The following is a 17,104-nucleotide window of genomic DNA, read 5'->3' as shown; positions in this document are numbered from 1 at the left end:
AGCTATGACTCGCCGCGGCGACTTTCTGGAGGGGGCGCGCACGGTCGTCCCCGTCCTCGTGGGCGTCGTCCCCTTCGGGCTCGTCGCCGGGGCCGCGGCGGTGAACGCCGGGCTCTCGCCGGCGCAAGCGGTTGGGCTCTCCGTGATCGTGTTCGCAGGGGCGGCGCAGCTTGCCGCCATCGAACTCCTGGGCGGGGGGTCGCCGCTCCCCATCGTCGTCGCCATCATCCTCGTCATCAACCTGCGGATGACGATGTACAGCGCCTCCATCGCACCGCACTTCGAGGGGGTCACGGCACGGGTCCGCTCGCTCGTCGCCTACGTGCTAACCGACCAGACGTATGCGCTCTCGGTGACGCGCTTTCGGGGGTCGGCGGTGTCTGAGGTCGCGTTCTTCCTCGGGGCGGCGCTGCCGCTGTGGGTCGTCTGGCAGGTGTGTACGGTCGTGGGGCTCGTCCTCGGGGCGAACGTCCCCGACTGGCTACCGCTGGAGTTCGGGGTCCCGCTGACGTTCCTCGCGCTGCTCGTGCCGAACCTCGAGGACGCCGCCACCGGGACGGCCGCCATCGTCGGTGGGGTGGTGGCGACGCTCGCCGTGGGCGTCCCCTTCGAACTCGGGCTGTTGGTCGGCGCGATGTCCGGGCTCGTCGCCGGATTCACCGTCGAGGAGGTGGGCGCGTGACTGCCTCGGACCTCGTCATCTGGACGGCCATCGTCCTCGGGGGGCTCGGAACGTTCGCCATCCGCGCGTCGTTCATCTTCCTCTACGAGCGGTTCGACGTGCCGCCGCGGGCCGAACGGCTGTTGCGACTCGTCCCCGCCGCGGTGCTGGCGGCGCTCGTGGTGCCGGCGTTCCTCACCGTCGAGGGAACGCCCGTGGTCGAGACGGGGCTCGGCCCAGTCGCTGCGCTCGGCGAACTGTTCGGCAGCGACCGTCTGCTCGCGGGTATCGTGGCGGCAGTCGTCGCGTGGTACACCGAGGACATCCTCGCCACCATCGTCGCTGGGATGGTTGCGCTACTGCTGCTGGGGTCCATCTAAGTAACTCAAATCAGTTACTCTATATAAAATTTGAAACTCCGAGTGGTTTCTTACGCTTCCCAGCCTCTATCTGGTGTGAATCTCCACAGGCAGTTCCGTGCGCCGCTGCAGGCGCGTCGGCGCGCGGTCGTGAAGACCGCGTGCTACCGGCTGGTGATGGTGCTCGTCTCTATCACCGTCGCGTATCTCGTCGTCGGCGACGTGAGCGACGCGCTCTCCATCGGCCTGCTGACGAACGTCGTGAAGACGCTGACGTACTACGGCTACGAGCGGCTCTGGGACCGCATCGCGTGGGGGTTGTGATGATGTGGCACGGGTGCGGTACGGTTAAGCCCTGTGCGGAACTGTCTCCGACCATGTCCGGACGCGTCTTCGTCGTCGTCCGCCCCCTCCTCCCACCGGGTGGCCGCTAGGCTACCCACTATCACTCGACCTGGTCGGTTGTTGGCACGACAACGTGAGAGCGATTGCTGATCCCATCGGCAGTTCCAGCTTCGGGCTCGACACCCAACACCGAACCGATGAATCCTGGCGAGCGAAACGCACCGTGTTTAAGCCATCCCTGAATCACAACAAGATATGAGCGACACCGAGCAGAACGAGCAATCCGACCAGGAGCTCGGCATCACCGAGTCCAAGGAGTACAGTACCGGGAAGTGGTACGCCGAGGTCGTCCAGAAGGCGGCCCTCGCGGACTACGCGCCGATGGGCGGGTTCATCGTCTGTCGCCCCCGCGGCTACGCGCTGTGGGAGCGACTCCAGAACTACCTCGACGGCTGGTTCAAGGAGGAGGGCGCGCAGAACGCCTACTTCCCGATGATGATTCCCGAGTCGTACCTCGAAGCGGAGAAGGACATCGTCGAGGGGTTCGACCCCGAGGTCGCGTGGGTCACTCACGGCGGCCACGAGGAGTTAGAGGAGCGACTCGCCATCCGCCCCACCTCGGAGTCCATCATCACGCCGTACATGGCCCAGTGGACGCGCTCGCACCGTGACCTCCCGCTCCAACTCAATCAGTGGTGTTCGGTCGTGCGGTGGGAGGCCACCGACACGAAGCCGTTCATCCGCACGAAGGAGTTCCTCTGGCAGGAGGGCCACACCGCCCACGAGACCGAGGAGGAAGCGTGGGACGAGACGATGACCCGCCTCGACCAGTACCACCGGCTGTACGAGGAGGTGCTGGCGATGCCCGGGCTGAAGGGTCGCAAGCCCAACCACGACAAGTTCCCCGGCGCCGACACCACCACGACCGTCGAGGCGATGATGCCCGACGGGAAGTCGCTGCAGGCCTGCACGAGTCACTACCTCGGCACCGGCTTCGCGGAGGCGTACGACCTCACCTACCGCGCCGAGGACGAGGAGGAGAAGGTCTGTCACACGACCTCGTGGGGGCTGTCGTGGCGCGCACTCGGCGGGCTCATCATGACCCACTCCGACGACCAGGGGCTCGTCCTGCCCCCCAAGCTCGCGCCCGAACAGGTCGTCATCGTCCCCATCTGGCAGGAGGACACCCGCGAGGAGGTGCTCGAGTACTGTGCGGGACTGGCCGCGGACCTCGACGACGCCGGCGTTCGGGTCGAACTCGACGACCGCGAGGAGCGCAACCCCGGCTTCAAGTTCAACGAGTGGGAGCTGAAGGGCGTCCCCGTCCGCATCGAGGTCGGCCCCAACGAGGTCGAAGACGAGGAGATCACGCTCGTCCACCGTCCCGACGGCGAGAACGAGGTCGCCTCGCGTGACGACCTCGTGGAGGCCACCGAGGAGGCGCTCGATACGGTGTACGCGAAACTGTACGCCGCCGCCGAGGAGAACCTCGAGGACCACATCCACGAGGCGCACGGCCGCAACGAGATTCTGGGAACGATCGGCCAGCACGGCGGCTACGTCAAAACTGGCTGGTGTGGGAACGAGGACTGCGAGGCCGAAATCAAGGACCAGATCGCCGCCGAAATCGTCATGCTCCCGCTCGACGACGACGAGGAGCCCGTCCACGACACCTGCGGGGTCTGTGGCGAGGAAGCGACGGAGACGGCGTACTTCGCCAAGAACTACTGAGCTGCTTATAGAAACGTTCCTCAACTTCTTTCTCTCAACTCGTTGAGCGAAGCGGTTACTCGGGGGCCCAAAGAACAGCGCCGCCACGAAGGACGGCGTCATCAATCGTCTCTACAGCTATTGTAGCAGTTGCAGCGCAGGACTCGATGGCACAATAGAGCGGTGAGTATGCTCGCGTTTCGGATACTGAACGATTTAGCTAGCCGGATGGCTCGTTCCAGTTCTTCTTCTCCACGTATTCGTCGATAGCCTCTTGTACTCGCTTCCGGGCCTTCTGTTCGTTCTTCCAGATTTCGGGCCGGAGTTGTGCGATTACAGATGTCTCCATGATGGGAAGCGTTCCCTCCATCGCTTCCATCTTGTCGATATCCTGCTCTTCGTAAGCAGGTTGTACCACTCGCTCAATCAGAGCATCCTCGACGTCTTTCGCGTCTCGATAGGGTCTCCCGCGAATTTCCTCGGCTTTCTCTATGTGCCCTGACCATAGCGCAACCGCTGCGCTGTTGTTCTTCCACCCAAGCATCGCAGAAATGAGCCTCCGAATGTTCGATGTCGGATAGGTGGACTGTTGTTCGATCTGCTTGGCCAGTGCGTCACGTTGCTTTTTCTCTTTGCTGATGATGGCCCCTCCTTGGAGATTGAGGAAGTCATCCAGTTCGTCTTCTGTCCAGAGTGGGTCAACCTGTGACTGAAGTCCTGACCGAGTTCCCATCAAACAAACGTCAATGTCGGCCTGTATATATGTTTGGGATATATCAACAAGAGAGGGTCGATTAGCTACTAATTCAATGTAGATACTTGCTGATTACTCGGTGATTTACTTCGCACTCATATTCATGTAGCCTCCTTTAATTATCCGCTCAAACTGCTCAGTGTCCATGAGTTGGTCTAGCTCAGTAGGAGTGTCGAGCACCTTCTCGCCGACGAACGCCGACTTTGCCGCCCAGTATTGCGTCTTTGCCGCTGGTACGAATACGAATCTGATAACCCCTCGGCGTACTTCGCGAAGAACTACCGAGCCACCCGTCCGCGGTCGCCTCTCGTCGTCTCAGCAGGACGATTCCCTGATAGGTCGAACGGGGATTGAAGCGCCGTGCCGTCGAAGCCGGGCTATGGCATCGATTGCCGAGTTCACGATTCCGCCGGCCGACTTCCCGCTCGGAGCCGTGTTCGACCCCCGGCCCGAGGCGACGCTCGAACTGGACCGGGTCGTCCCGAGCGATGACACGGTGATGCCGTACTTCTGGGTCAACGACGCTGGCGGTGACATGGCGGCCATCCGGGAGGTGTTCGACGGCCTCCCCGAGATTCGGTCGGCAGCGTTGATGGAGGACTTGGGGACCAAGGGGCTGTTCCGCGCCGAGTGGCAGCCCGACCACCTGGGCATCATGAGTGCGATTCCGGCGACCGGGGTGACGGTCCTCGCTGCGACGGGATCGGTCGAGGGCTGGACGTTCGAACTGCGCGCCGAACGCGCCGTTCAGTTCTCGGACTTCCAGCAGTACTGTTCCGACCACGACATCAACGTGACGCTCAGGCGGCTCAGTCGGCTCTCCGAGATGGTGACCGGCACCGAGTACAACCTCACGCCCCAACAGCACGCCGCGCTCGTGCTCGCCTACCGGGAGGGGTACTATCGCGACCCCTCTGCGACCGACCAGCAGTCCCTCGCCGCGCAGCTCGGAATCACGCGACAGGCGCTGTCGTCACGACTCCGCCGCGGCTATCGAAACCTCATCGCTAGCACGCTCATCCACGGCCCGCCCGGCGGCGAGTGAGTCGGTATAACGGGATTGCATAGGTAACGGCGAGACTGACCCGTACGACGGGACTACCGACCACCATGACCGACACGTCCCACCGGGCCAGCGACTCGGGCTTCACCTACCAGCTCTCCGATAGCGAACGGGTAAGCAGCGGTGTCGTGCAGGCCGTCGCAGCCGCGTCGGGGGTCAGTCCGATACCCGACTTGTCGCCAACGTCCGGAATCGGCCGTGCCGACACTATCACTCCCCTCTATTCGGCTATCGACCCCGATGCGCTCGACGCGTTGTTCACACCGGACGCGCCCGACCGGGCGCTGCCGTCCGGTACGGTCACGTTCCCGTATCACGGCTACGCGGTCACGGTCCGGAGCGATGGGACGATTCACGTCGAACCCGCCGACGCCACGTCGGACGTAGCGAGCGACTGACGCAACGCGACCCCCCACCGAGACCCGTGAACGACCGTGAAACTCTACAGACCGTGAACGTTTCGTATCCACGTCCGTCCAATATTTCCACGTTCGTCAGCACTATACGGGCGATACACGAACGAATCGACTACGAACTGCCCACGAGACAGGACGTTTTAACCCCGGAGCCCAATTCTTAATATTGATATTAGGCACCTTGCTGGGGGTTAGTCAACCCTTAGTCCTTGAGGAGAAGCCTCTTATGTGCTATTCGGCCACGTACCTGTATGACTGAGCGCACGCAGGGTTCCGACGAGGAGGTCTCTCTCCTCGCGGACCCGGAAGACTACCGGGCGAACTGCGGCGTCGGCGTCGTCTTCGACCTCGACGGCGACCGCTCGCACCAGCCCGTTGCGGACGGTATCCGACTGCTGGAGAACCTCGAACACCGCGGCACGACCGGCGCCGACGAGAACACCGGCGACGGCGCGGGTATCCTCCTGCAGATTCCCGACGAGTTCTACCGCGCGGAACTGGACGTCGACCTCCCGCCGGCGCGTGAGTACGCTGTCGGCACCATCTTCCTCCCCACTGGCGAGGAAGCCGGCGCGAAGCTCGTCCGCATCGTCGACGAGACCTTTGCCGAGCACGGCCTCGAAACCCTCCACTGGCGCGACGTGCCCACCGACGCCTCGGACCTCGGCCCCACTGCCGCGGACTCCGAACCGCGCGTCGTCCAGGTGTTCGTCGGTCCCAGCGGCGAGTTCGACGCCGACGAGTTCGACCGCAAACTGTACGTCGGTCGGCGCGCCGTCGAGAACCGCATCGAGGAGGAGCGCCCCCCGGGCGCAGAGCGGTTCTACGTCTGCTCGCTCGACCGCAAGACCGTCGTCTACAAGGGCCTCCTGAAGGCCGACCAGCTCCCGACCTACTTCCCCGAACTCACCGACGAGCGGATGGCCTCCACGTTCGCGATGGTCCACGCCCGCTTCTCGACGAACACGCTCGGCGCGTGGCATCTCGCGCACCCCTACCGCAACATCATCCACAACGGCGAGTTCAACACCATCAAGGGGAACATCAACTGGATGCGGGCTCGCGAGACGGACATCGCCTCGGAGGAGTTCGGCGACGACATCGAGACCATCAAGCCGATCATCGACGACCCGGACCAGTCCGACACCGCCTCGGTTGACAACGCGCTCGAACTGCTGATGCAGGGCGGCCGCGACATGCCCCACGCCCTCCGGATGCTCATCCCCGAGGCGTGGCGCGGTGAGGCCAATCGGGTACGGGAGGAGCGCCGCGAGTGGTACGACTACCACGCGTCGCTCGTCGAGCCGTGGGACGGTCCCGCGCTCGTGGCCGCGACGGACGGCGACCGCATCGGCGCGGTCCTCGACCGCAACGGCCTCCGGCCGTGCCGCTACGACGTCCTCGACGACAATACGCTCGTGATGGCCTCGGAGGCCGGTGCGCTCGACCACGACCCCGCGAACATCACCGAGCGCGGCCGGCTCCAGCCCGGCCAGCTGTTCCTCGCCGACCCCGAACAGGGCCGCGTCGTCCCCGACGCCGAGGTGTTCGACGGCCTCGTCGACGAGAAGTACGGCGAGTGGGTCGACCAGGAACAGGTCAGCATCGACGACGTAGCCGATCGCAGTGACCGGACCTCCCACGCCGAGGTGCCGAACCTCCGGAGCCAGCAGGCGATGTTCGGCTACACCCACGACGAGATGGACCACCTCGTCGAGCCGATGGCCCGCGACGGCAAGGACCCCGTCGGCTCGATGGGCGACGACACGCCGCTCTCCGTGCTCTCGGAGTTCAACCGCCCGCTGTTCACCTACTTCAAGCAGCTGTTCGCGCAGGTGTCGAACCCGCCGCTCGACTACATCCGCGAGGAGATGGTCACCTCGATGGAGACGCGACTCGGCCACCAGCGGAACCTGCTCGACGAGACGCCCGAACACGCCCGCCAGCTCGTCTGTGACTCACCCATCCTCACGGACGCCGAGACGGCCGCGATCAAAGACCTCGATGCCGACACCGGGCTCTCGACGGCTGTCGTCGACATCACCTACGAGTCCGAGGAGACGCTGGAAGCCGCTGTCCGGCGCGTTCGGATGGACGCAACCGCCGCGGCCCAGGAGCACGACATCGTCGTCCTCTCCGACAAGGACGCCGGGAAGGACCGCATCCCGATTCCGAGCCTGCTCGCGACCGGTGGCGTCCACCACCACCTCGTGCGCAACGGGCTCCGCAACCGCGTGGATCTCGTCGTCGAGTCGGGCGACCCGCGCGCAGTACATCACGTCGCCACGCTCGTCGGCTACGGCGCCGGCGCGGTGAACCCCTACCTCGCGTACCAGTCCATCGCGGACCTCGTCGCCGGCCCCGACGGCGCGGACGAGGAGACGGCCATCTCGGCGTACAAGAAGGCGCTCGAAGACGGCCTGCTGAAGACGATGGCGAAGATGGGCATCTCCACGGTCGAGAGCTACCAGGGCGCGCAGATCTTCGAGGCCGTCGGGCTCGACTCCGACTTCGTCGCCGAGTACTTCGAGGGCACGCCCGCGCGGACGGAGGGCATCGAGATGGAGGACATCGAGCGCGATTTACGAAACCGGCACGCCGTCGCGTTCGACCACACCGACGAGGTCGACCTCGAACGGCAGGGCGAGTACGAACACCGCTCGTCGGGCATCTTCCACGAGTGGAACCCGAAATCGGTGGGCGCGCTCCAGCAGTCGGTCCGGCAGGGCGACTACGACCGCTACAAGGACTTCGCCTCGCTGATGAACGAGCAGCACGAGCAGCTCCAGTCGCTTCGGGGGCTCCTGGAGTTCACGTCCGACCGCGACCCCGTCGACATCGACGAGGTCGAGCCGGTCTCCGAAATCGTGACGCGGTTCTCGACGGCGGCGATGTCGCTCGGCTCGCTGTCGCCCGAGGCCCACGAGAACAACTCCATCGCGATGAACCGCCTCGGCGGCAAGTCGAACACCGGCGAGGGTGGCGAGCCGCCCGAGCGGTTCGGCACCGAGAAGGAGTGTACCGTCAAGCAGGTGGCGTCGGGACGCTTCGGCGTCACGAGCGAGTACCTCTCGAACGCCGAGGAGATCCAGATCAAGATGGCCCAGGGCTCGAAGCCCGGTGAAGGTGGCCACCTCCCCGGCAAGAAGGTCAACGAGATGATCGCCCACGTGCGGTTCTCGACGCCCGGCGTGGGGCTCATCTCCCCGCCGCCGCTGCACGACATCTACTCCATCGAGGACCTCAAGCAGCTCATCCACGACCTCAAGGCCGCCAACCCCGAGGCCGACATCAACGTGAAGCTCGTCTCGGAGGCTGGCATCGGCACCATCGCGGCGGGTGTCGCGAAGGCGAACGCCGACGTCGTCCACATCTCGGGCCACTCCGGCGGGACGGGTGCCTCACCCAAGACGAGCATCAAGAACGCGGGGCTCCCGTGGGAGCTCGGCCTCGCGGAGGCGAACCAGATGCTCCGTTCGACGGAGCTCCGGTCCCGGATTCGGGTCAGCGTCGACGGCGGGATGAAGACGGGTCGCGACGTGGCCGTCGGCGCCCTCCTCGGCGCCGAGGAGTACGTCTTTGGGACGGCGCCGCTCGTCACCTCGGGCTGTGTGATGGCTCGGCAGTGCCACACGAACACCTGTCCGGTGGGCGTCGCCACCCAGGACGAGAACCTCCGCTCGCGGTTCCCCGGCCAGCCCCAGCACGTCATCAACTACATGACGTTCATCGCGCAGGAGCTCCGGGAGATCATGGCCGAGCTCGGCTACACCGAACTCGAAGAGATGATCGGCCGCGCCGAGCACCTCCGCCAGCGGACGGACGTGACCCAGGAGAAGGCGAAGAAGCTCGACCTCTCGTCGGCCATCGCCCAGGCGCCGGGGACCCAGCGCACGAAGACCCGCGAGCAGGACCACGAGATCGACGAGGCGCTCGACTGGGAGCTCATCGAGCAGGCTCAACCCGCCCTCGACGATGGAAAACCCGTCGCCATCGACAGCGACATCTCGAACAACCACCGGGCCGTGGGCGCGACGCTCTCGAACCGCATCTCCACGCAGGTCGGCGGTGAGGGCCTGCCGGACGACACCATCTCCATCGACTTCACGGGTACGGCGGGGCAGAGCTTCGGCGCGTTCCTCCAGCACGGCGTCACGATGAGCCTGACCGGCTCCTCGAACGACTACGTCGGCAAGGGACTCTCGGGCGGCAAGCTCGTCGTCAACACCCCCGACGACGCCCCCTACGAGCCGGAGAAGAACATCCTCATCGGCAACGTCGCGCTCTACGGCGCCACCCAGGGTGAGGCGTACATCAACGGGATGGCCGGCGAGCGGTTCGCCGTGCGGAACTCGGGCGTGAAAACCGTCGTCGAGTCGGTCGGCGACCACGGCTGTGAGTACATGACCGGCGGTGTCGTCGCCGTCCTCGGTGAGACGGGCAAGAACTTCGCCGCCGGGATGAGCGGTGGGGTCGCCTACGTCCTCGACCGCGAGGGCGACTTCGAGGAGAAGGTCAACTACGGGATGGTCTCGACCACCGACGACCTGGACGAGAAGGACCGCGCGATGCTCCGGCGGCTGGTCGAGAACCACGTCGCGTACACCGACTCCGACCGCGGCGAGTACGTCCTCGACCACTGGGAGGAGGAGCTCGAACACGTCGTGAAGGTGATGCCCGACGCCTACGCCGGCGTGCTCGAAGAGGGTGCGGCGGACGTTCGCGAGGAGCTTCCCGAGTCGCCGTCGGCCGCGGCTGAAGCCGACGCCGACACCGGCTTCGTCTCGAGCGACGACTGACCGGGTCGGCGACGGACAACGGTTTTCTCGCTCCCGCTCGACAGTCGACGCACGCAATGTCTCACGCACTCGTCATCGGCGGCACCCGATTCATCGGTCGGCACACCGTGGAGGAGTTCCTCGACCACGACTACGACGTCACGGTGTTCAACCGCGGGAACCACGACAACCCGTTCTCCGAGGGCGACCGCGTGGACCACTTCGAGGGCGACCGAACCGAGGACGGGCGGCTCCGACTCGCCCGCGAGCAGGTCGACCCCGACGTGGTCGTCGACTGTGTGGCGTACTTCCCGCGTGACGTGCGCGCCGCCACCGAGATATTCGCCGACGTGGACGCCTACGTCTACGTCTCGTCTGGCGCGGCCTACGGCGTCGACCGCATCCCCAAACGCGAGGACGAGACGCCGTTACGCGAGTGTACGACCGAGCAGGCGACCGAGGACTCACGGGAGAGCTACGGCCCCCGGAAGGCCGAGAGTGACCGAGCCATCTTCGCCGCGGCCGAACAGGGCGTCAACGCGATGGCCGTCCGTCCGCCCGTCGTCTACGGCCCGTACGACTACACCGAGCGGTTCGACTACTGGATCGACCGCGTCATCAACCACGACCGGGTCATCGTCCCCGGCGACGGCACGAACATCTGGCACCAGGTGTACGTGAAGGACGTGGCGAGCGCGCTCCGACTCGTCGCCGAGACGGGCGAGCCGGGTGAGGCGTACAACGTCGGTGACGGCCACGCCCCCATCCTCCGCGAGTGGGTGGAACTCGTGGCCGAGGCCGCCGACACCGAGGTCGACATCGTGACTGCGGGCGCCCGTGAACTCGCCGCGGCGGACATCGACCTCGACGACTTCCCCGTCTACCGGACGTATCCGCACCTGCTCGACACGAACAAGATTCGAGACCTGGGGTACACCGCCACGCCCCACGAGGAGGCGCTGGCCGAGACGGTCGCAGAACACCGCGAGTCCGAGCGCACTGGCCGCGAGTACGGTCCCGCCCGCGAGGCTGAAGAGCGGGTGCTGGGCGTGCTGGACACGCTCTAGAGGTTCCCGAGCCACTCGCGGAGCGCGTCGACGACGAACCCCGGATTGTCGACCATCGACACGTGACCGGCGTCGGGGATCTCCCGTGCCGTCCCGTTCGGAAGCGCGTCGGCCATGAACCGGGCGTGACGGCGCAGCATCGGTATCTCGTACTCCCCGTACAGATGGAGCGACGGCACCGCGACTCGCGAGTAGTCGACCGACACGTCGTAGTAGGTCGCCAGCGCCGCGTCCAGTTTCCGGCGTTCGGCGTCGCTCGGCTCGGGCACCACGTCACCGTGGCGCTCGTGGACTCGCTCGATGGCCTCGGGGTCACCCCTCCCGCGCTCGTCGTACCGCCAGGCGTCGACGCGGCGGAGCAGGCGCTTCACGCGCTCGCGGCCGAACACCGGCGCGAGCGCGTCCACGAGCGCCGGCCTGTGGCTCTCGATGCGCTCGGCGTACGATAGTGGTTCGGGCACCTCCCCACCGAGCGTCGCGAGGCCGGCACAGGCGTCCGTGTGGCGAGCCGCGTAGACGAGTGCGACGAACGCGCCCATCGAGTGGCCGACGACGGCCGGTCTGTCGAGGTCGAGCGCGTCGACGAGCGCCCGCACGTCGTCGGCGAACAGCGCGACGGAGTAGTCCTCGCGGGCGGAGCCACCCGTGCGGCCGTGGCCGCGCAGGTCCGGAACGACCAGCCGGTGGTCGTCGGCGAGCGGGCGGGCCTGTTCGGCCCACAGCCGGCCGTCCATCCCCGCACCGTGCAGGAGGACGACGGGCGGGCCGTCGCCGTCCGTCTCGTAGTACGTCTCGACCCCGTTCGTCTCGACGGCGGGCATGCGCGGGGAGTTGCAGGCCGCGACCATTGGGCTTCCCGGTTCGGGGACACGCACGGGAGGTGCACGTGCGCCGAAGCTTCTTGTCGCCGGGCGTACATCCGGGGCCGTGACGCTCTACTTCGAGGACATCGAGCCCGGCCTGACCCGCGACTGCGGCTCCGTCGCGGTCACTCGCGAGGAGATGCTGGAGTTCGCCGAGCGGTACGACCCCCAGCCGTTTCACACCGACCCCGAGGCCGCCGCAGCGTCGATGTTCGGCGGGCTCATCGCCTCCGGCTGGCTGACGGCGGCGCTCTCCGCACGCCTGCTCGTGGAGGGGTACATGAACGACACCGCGAGTGTGGGCGGGCGTGGGATGGACGACCTCCGGTGGCACAAACCCGTCCGGCCGGGGACGACGCTCTCGGTCGAAATCGAGGTGCTGGATACGCGTGCGGGCGATAACCCGGCGTACGGCCACACCGAGACCGAGGTACGGACGACCGACGACGAGGGCGACCTCGTGCTCACGATGGTCGGGCTGGGGCTCGTCGAGAAGCGCGAGGCGTGAGCGCACGGAAAACGGTTTGAACACCGGTCCCGACCCACGGGTATGTTCGACAAATCGACGTGGATTCGGCTCCCCCGAAACGTCGTGGTGGGCCACGGCGTGCTCGACCAGACGGTCGAGGCCGTCGCCGAACTCTATCTCGACGGTCGGCCGCTCATCGTCACCTCGCCCACGCCGGACGACATCGCGGGCGACCGCCTCCGCGAGCAGTTCCGGGCGGCGGGCTACGACCCCGCGACCGTGGTGGTCGAGGAGGCACGCTTCGAGACGGTCAAGCAGGTCATCGCCGCCATCGAGCGCGAGAACGCGGGCTTTCTGGTGGGGCTGGGCGGCGGCAAACCAATCGACATCGCGAAGATGGCCGCCGACGACGCCGAGGTCGGGTTCGTGAGCATCCCGACCGCGGCCTCGCACGACGGCATCGTCTCGGGTCGCGGGTCCGTCCCCGAGGGCGACACCCGCCACTCGGTCGCGGCCGACCCGCCGCTGGCGGTCGTCGCGGACACCCAGCTCATCGCGGAGTCGCCGTGGGAGCTGACGACGGCGGGCTGTGCGGACATCATCTCGAACTACACGGCCGTGAAGGACTGGCAGCTCGCACACCGGCTCAAGAACGTGGAGTACAGCGAGTACGCGGGCGCGCTCTCACAGATGACGGCCGAGCTGCTCGTCGACCGCGCCGACTCCATCAAGCGTGGCCTCGAAGAGTCGGCCTGGGCCGTCATCAAGGCGCTCGTCTCGTCGGGCGTGGCGATGTCGATCGCGGACTCCTCGCGGCCGGCGTCGGGCGCGGAGCACCTCATCTCACATCAACTGGACCGCATCGCCCCCGACCCGGCGCTCCACGGCCATCAGGTCGGGGTCGCCAGCGTCGTCACGGAGTACCTCCACTCCGGTGAGCAGGGGCAGTGGCGGAACGTCCGCGACGCCCTCCAGAGCATCGAGGCGCCGACCACGGCCGCGGAACTCGGTATCGACGACGAGCTGTTCGTGGAGGCGGCGACGACCGCCCACGAGATCCGCGACCGCTACACCATCCTCGGCGACGGGCTGCGCGAGGACGCGGCTATCGAGGCGGCGACGGTCACCGGTGTAATTTGACTTCAGAACACGTCGAACGGCGGCTCCTCGCGCCACTCGGCGTCGCCGCGGACCTCCCCCTCGACGGGGCGAGCGCGGAACAGCGCGTGGAGCTGGTAGAGGGGTTCGTCGGAGGGTTCGTCACAGTTGACACAGACGATGGAGACCCGTTCGAGTTCGTCGATATGCGGGGTGACGCCGGTCTGTCGCTGGACGAGGCCGACGGCCGTCTCGACGATGGACTGCCCCGTCGAGACTGGTCCCCCGGGGTCGACCCACTCGCCGGTGTCCGGCACGACGAGATACCGGCCGTCGGCGTCGCGAACGCGGACGGCGGCCCGGGCGACCACGTCGTTCCCCTCGACTGCTCGCTCGAACTCGGTGGGGGCGACGCTCACCGTCGTCTGTCGGACGTCGAACCCGTCGTAGGCGTCCTGGAGCTGCGCGAGCCGCGCTGTCACACGAGCCCTGGACGGTCCGGCTGACATGGCTACCTCCAGACGTGGCGCCGGTATAAACGTACCACATCTTTCAGGCGTTCTCGGAGCGTGAAACCGCACGACGCCTGAGTGTCACACAACACTTATATGGGCTGGTTCGCCCCCGTTTCCACTGGAGCTCCCCCGTCACCTGTAAGCCGGGCCGTACGTTCGTCGAGCGGTGGGTGTGGCGAGAACAGTCGCCGGAGTGGGCCGCCGTGCGAGGGGCCGGTGAGTCGGGCGAGACCGCGGGCGAGCGCCGCGCCGTCCGTGGACTCGGCAGCGTAGCGGTCCGCGACGAGTTCGGTGTGTCGCATCAGCCGGAACAGGCCGAGGGTCCACGGTCCCGCGAGCAGACAGCCCGCGAGGAACGCGCCGGGGACGCCTTCGGCGGTCGCCGCCAGCCACGGCAGCACGAACACGGCGACAGCGCCGAGCCGGAGCGCGACGTGCCGGTGGTAGTGGTGCCCGGCCTCGTGGGCGGCGACGGCCCGGAGTTCGGCAGGTGGGAGCCGTGCGAGCAGGCCCTCGGTGAGGAACACGACGCGGGCGCCCGGCACGAACCCCGCGGCGAGTGCGTTCGGCCGTGCGCTCGACAGCACGCGGACGGGAACGCCCAGCTCGCCGAGGGCCGCGCGCTCCGCGGACGTCAATTCGCGGGTCGGAACGACGCGGGGGAGCAGATAGGGCGTGCCTGCAGCGACGCCCGTACCGACGGCGGTGACGCCCGCGACGAGCCACCAGCCGCCCGGGAACAGCGGCGCCGTCGAGAGCGCCACGAGCGCGGGGCCGACGACGGCGACGTAGCCGCGGGCCACCAGCCGGAGGTCGAGCCCCACACCGAGGGCTGCAGCGAGTACCGCTGCCGGAACCGGGCCCACGAACACGAGGAGCGTGGCGAGCGTCGTCGCCACCTCGCCGCCCACGGGGAGGGCGGCTTCGAGCGCGGCCGTGGCGCCGGTCACCGTCGCGAGCAGCGCCGTCGCGGCGCCGGCGACGAGGACGACGAGCACGGGCGGGAGCCGTCGCCGGGCGGCTCGGCCACTGAGGAACGCCAGCGGCGTGGGGACGGCGAGACTCAGGGTGGCGACGAGCGGGAGCACAGCAGGAGGAAGGGCGGGCGTCGTTGTCAATCTTCAGCCGCCTACAGATGTTCGTCGAAGAACTCGACGACCTGCGAGTACGCCTCGATGCGGTTCTCCAGCTTCGAGATGCCGTGGCCCTCGTCCTCGAAGACGAGTTTCTCGACGGGGACGTGTTCGGCTGCCTCCTCGGCGATCTGCTCGGCTTCGCCGACGGGGACCCGGGGGTCGTTCGCGCCGTGGAGGACGAACAGCGGGGCGCGGATGCGGTCGGCGCGGTTGACCGGCGAGATGGACTCCAGGAACTCGCGGTCCTCGTCCAGCGAGCCGTACTCCGCTTCCCGCAACGCGCGCCGCCACGACCCCGTGTTCTCGAGGAACGTGACGAACGAGGCGATACCGACGATGTCGACGCCTGCGGCCCAGAGGTCGGGGTACTCGGTGAGACACGCGAGCGTCATGAATCCTCCATAGGAGCCACCCATCACGGCGATACGGTCGGGGTCGACGGCCGGGTGGTCGTGGAGCCACTCGACGCCTGCTTTCACGTCGGCGACCGAGTCCATCCGCTTCTCCACGTCGTCGAGGTGCGTGTACGCCTTCCCGTAGCCCGTCGACCCCCGAACGTTTGGCTCGAAGAAGGCGTAGCCGTTCGCCACGAAGTACTGCTTGAGCGCCGAAAACGAGGGGCGCCGCTGGCTCTCCGGGCCGCCGTGGATGTCGATGATGACGGGGGTTGCGCCGGGTTCGGCCGCCTTCGGGACGGTGAAGAACGCCGGAATCTCCCGGCCGTCGAACGACTCGAATCGGACGAGCTCGCTCGCGACGAACGACGAGCGGGGGATGCCCGCCGTGGGTGCGTGCGTCCACCGGGTGTCCTCGCCGGTCGCGAAGTCGACGACGTGGACGTTCGCGTTCCGCGCGTCGCCGGTCGCGGTGACGGCGAACTGCTCGGCGTCCGGGCCGAACGAGACACCCCCCGCGATTCCCTCGGGGAGCGACGGGGCTGGGAACTCTCGAATCTCGCCGTCGACGAGTTCGCCCGCCGTCAGCTCGGTGTAGCCGTCGACGTTCCGCGAGTAGACCAGCCGGCCGCTCTCGTCGTCGAGTGCCACCCCGTCGATGTTCCAGTCGGGGTCCTCGCGGACGGGTTCGAGCGTGCCGTCGAGGGCGAGTCGCGCGAGGTACAGCAGGTCGCTCCCCTCGTCGGTGACGAGATACAGCGAGCCGTCGGGCCCCCACGTGAGGCTCTGGTAGCGGACCGTGCCCTCGTGGGGGGTGAGGTGGACGCGCTCTCCGGTTTCGACGTCGAGCGCGTACACGTCGTGGTCGAAACTAGAGTGCGCCTGGTGGAGCGCGAGCGTCGAGTCGTCGGGCGACCAGCCCGAAAGCGAGAGCCAGCCGTCGCCCTCGTAGATGCGGGTCGCCTCGTCGCCCTGTTCGTCCCGGCCCTGCACGTAGACGTCGAACACCGACTCCTCGCGCCGGTTCGAGGCGAACGCGAACCGGTCTCCCTCACTATCCCAGCCACCCCACCGGTGTTTCGCGTGCGGCATCGCCGTCCAGTTGACGATGGTGCCGTCGGCGTCCAGTCGAAAGAGTTGCTGGCGCTCGTTGCCCCCCTCGTCCATCCCGAACGCGAGCTCCTCGCGCTCCGGGGAGTACGAGCAGAACGTGACCCGCTCGTCGAAGAACGTCCGCTGGTCGGGCCAGCCGCCGGGCGTGTCCAGGGTCCAAACCTGCGGAGTCCCCGTCGTGTCCATGAGGAACGCCAGCCGGCCGTCGGGCGAGAAGGAGGCGGAGTGGGCGCTCCGCACGTTGAGATACCGCTCGATTTCGCGCATATGGGTTTTCTCGGTGGGCGTGCCGATAACGGTTCCCCGTCTAGAGAATCTAGCTGGAGGGGTGGACAACACCTCGAAAGCCCCGACGCGCTACG

General features: G+C 67.1%; 15 protein-coding genes. 10 read left to right on the top strand and 5 right to left on the bottom strand.

Features of this window, described 5'->3' with window-relative positions:
* The first annotated feature begins 4 nt into the window (after positions 1-4).
* The 4 genes from NL126_RS01155 to proS all read left to right on the top strand — a co-directional run bounded on the left by NL126_RS01155 (position 5) and on the right by proS (position 3,096).
* Positions 5-682, top strand: coding sequence for an AzlC family ABC transporter permease (locus NL126_RS01155; protein WP_255197067.1), 678 nt, complete (start codon positions 5-7; stop codon positions 680-682).
* A complete protein-coding gene (locus NL126_RS01150; RefSeq protein ID WP_255197066.1) occupies positions 679-1,041 on the top strand; it encodes an AzlD domain-containing protein in 363 nt (120 codons plus the stop codon). The genes NL126_RS01155 and NL126_RS01150 overlap by 4 nt, the downstream gene beginning before the upstream one ends.
* A 75-nt stretch (positions 1,042-1,116) precedes the next feature.
* Positions 1,117-1,344: a DUF2061 domain-containing protein gene (locus NL126_RS01145; protein WP_255197065.1), complete on the top strand. Its 228-nt coding sequence runs from the start codon at positions 1,117-1,119 to the stop codon at positions 1,342-1,344.
* Between the two features lie 276 nt (positions 1,345-1,620).
* Positions 1,621-3,096 carry a proline--tRNA ligase gene (gene proS, locus NL126_RS01140; RefSeq protein WP_255197064.1) on the top strand — a complete coding sequence of 492 codons (1,476 nt, stop codon included), beginning with the start codon at positions 1,621-1,623 and terminating at the stop codon, positions 3,094-3,096.
* 199 nt (positions 3,097-3,295) lie between these two features.
* On the opposite strand, the gene NL126_RS01135 is transcribed toward proS, so the two are convergent.
* The gene (locus NL126_RS01135; protein ID WP_255197063.1) at positions 3,296-3,808 is read right to left on the bottom strand and encodes a hypothetical protein; all 513 of its coding nucleotides are present in this window, start codon (positions 3,806-3,808) and stop codon (positions 3,296-3,298) included.
* Positions 3,809-4,208: 400 nt separating this feature from the next.
* Here NL126_RS01135 and NL126_RS01130 point away from each other — a divergent pair, with 400 nt between their 5' ends.
* The 4 genes from NL126_RS01130 (at position 4,209) to NL126_RS01115 (ending at position 11,153) form a co-directional block, all read left to right on the top strand.
* A complete protein-coding gene (locus NL126_RS01130; RefSeq protein WP_255197062.1) occupies positions 4,209-4,874 on the top strand; it encodes a bacterio-opsin activator domain-containing protein in 666 nt (221 codons plus the stop codon).
* A gap of 65 nt (positions 4,875-4,939) precedes the next feature.
* The gene (locus NL126_RS01125; RefSeq protein WP_255197061.1) at positions 4,940-5,290 is read left to right on the top strand and encodes a HalOD1 output domain-containing protein; all 351 of its coding nucleotides are present in this window, start codon (positions 4,940-4,942) and stop codon (positions 5,288-5,290) included.
* A 269-nt stretch (positions 5,291-5,559) separates the two neighbouring features.
* Entirely contained in the window at positions 5,560-10,107 is a 4,548-nt protein-coding gene (gltB, locus tag NL126_RS01120) for a glutamate synthase large subunit (RefSeq protein WP_255197060.1), read from the top strand.
* A 56-nt stretch (positions 10,108-10,163) separates the two neighbouring features.
* Positions 10,164-11,153: an NAD-dependent epimerase/dehydratase family protein gene (locus NL126_RS01115; protein ID WP_255197059.1), complete on the top strand. Its 990-nt coding sequence runs from the start codon at positions 10,164-10,166 to the stop codon at positions 11,151-11,153.
* Here the strand turns inward: NL126_RS01115 and NL126_RS01110 are convergent.
* Positions 11,150-11,974 carry an alpha/beta fold hydrolase gene (locus NL126_RS01110; RefSeq protein WP_255197058.1) on the bottom strand — a complete coding sequence of 275 codons (825 nt, stop codon included), beginning with the start codon at positions 11,972-11,974 and terminating at the stop codon, positions 11,150-11,152. The two genes, NL126_RS01115 and NL126_RS01110, sit on opposite strands and share 4 nt — an antisense overlap.
* Before the next feature lie 106 nt (positions 11,975-12,080).
* Between NL126_RS01110 and NL126_RS01105 the strand changes: the two genes are divergently transcribed.
* Both NL126_RS01105 and NL126_RS01100 read left to right on the top strand, forming a co-directional pair.
* Positions 12,081-12,524: a MaoC family dehydratase gene (locus NL126_RS01105; protein ID WP_255197057.1), complete on the top strand. Its 444-nt coding sequence runs from the start codon at positions 12,081-12,083 to the stop codon at positions 12,522-12,524.
* A gap of 42 nt (positions 12,525-12,566) precedes the next feature.
* A complete protein-coding gene (locus NL126_RS01100; protein ID WP_255197056.1) occupies positions 12,567-13,625 on the top strand; it encodes an NAD(P)-dependent glycerol-1-phosphate dehydrogenase in 1,059 nt (352 codons plus the stop codon).
* A 2-nt stretch (positions 13,626-13,627) separates the two neighbouring features.
* Here the strand turns inward: NL126_RS01100 and NL126_RS01095 are convergent, their stop codons facing one another.
* The 3 genes from NL126_RS01095 to NL126_RS01085 form a co-directional block, all read right to left on the bottom strand.
* Positions 13,628-14,092: an NUDIX hydrolase gene (locus NL126_RS01095; RefSeq protein ID WP_255197055.1), complete on the bottom strand. Its 465-nt coding sequence runs from the start codon at positions 14,090-14,092 to the stop codon at positions 13,628-13,630.
* Positions 14,093-14,187: 95 nt separating this feature from the next.
* The gene (locus tag NL126_RS01090) at positions 14,188-15,186 is read right to left on the bottom strand and encodes a M48 family metallopeptidase (RefSeq protein WP_255197054.1); all 999 of its coding nucleotides are present in this window, start codon (positions 15,184-15,186) and stop codon (positions 14,188-14,190) included.
* Between the two features lie 41 nt (positions 15,187-15,227).
* On the bottom strand, positions 15,228-17,009 hold the full coding sequence (locus tag NL126_RS01085) for a S9 family peptidase (RefSeq protein WP_255197053.1): 1,782 nt from the start codon (positions 17,007-17,009) through the stop codon (positions 15,228-15,230).
* Positions 17,010-17,104 lie beyond the last annotated feature (95 nt).

It is taken from the genome of Halorarius litoreus, assembly GCF_024362405.1.
Lineage (GTDB): Archaea > Halobacteriota > Halobacteria > Halobacteriales > Haloarculaceae > Halorarius > Halorarius litoreus.
Note: the sequence above shows the minus strand (reverse complement) of the source record. Positions and strands in the feature narration are given on the sequence as shown.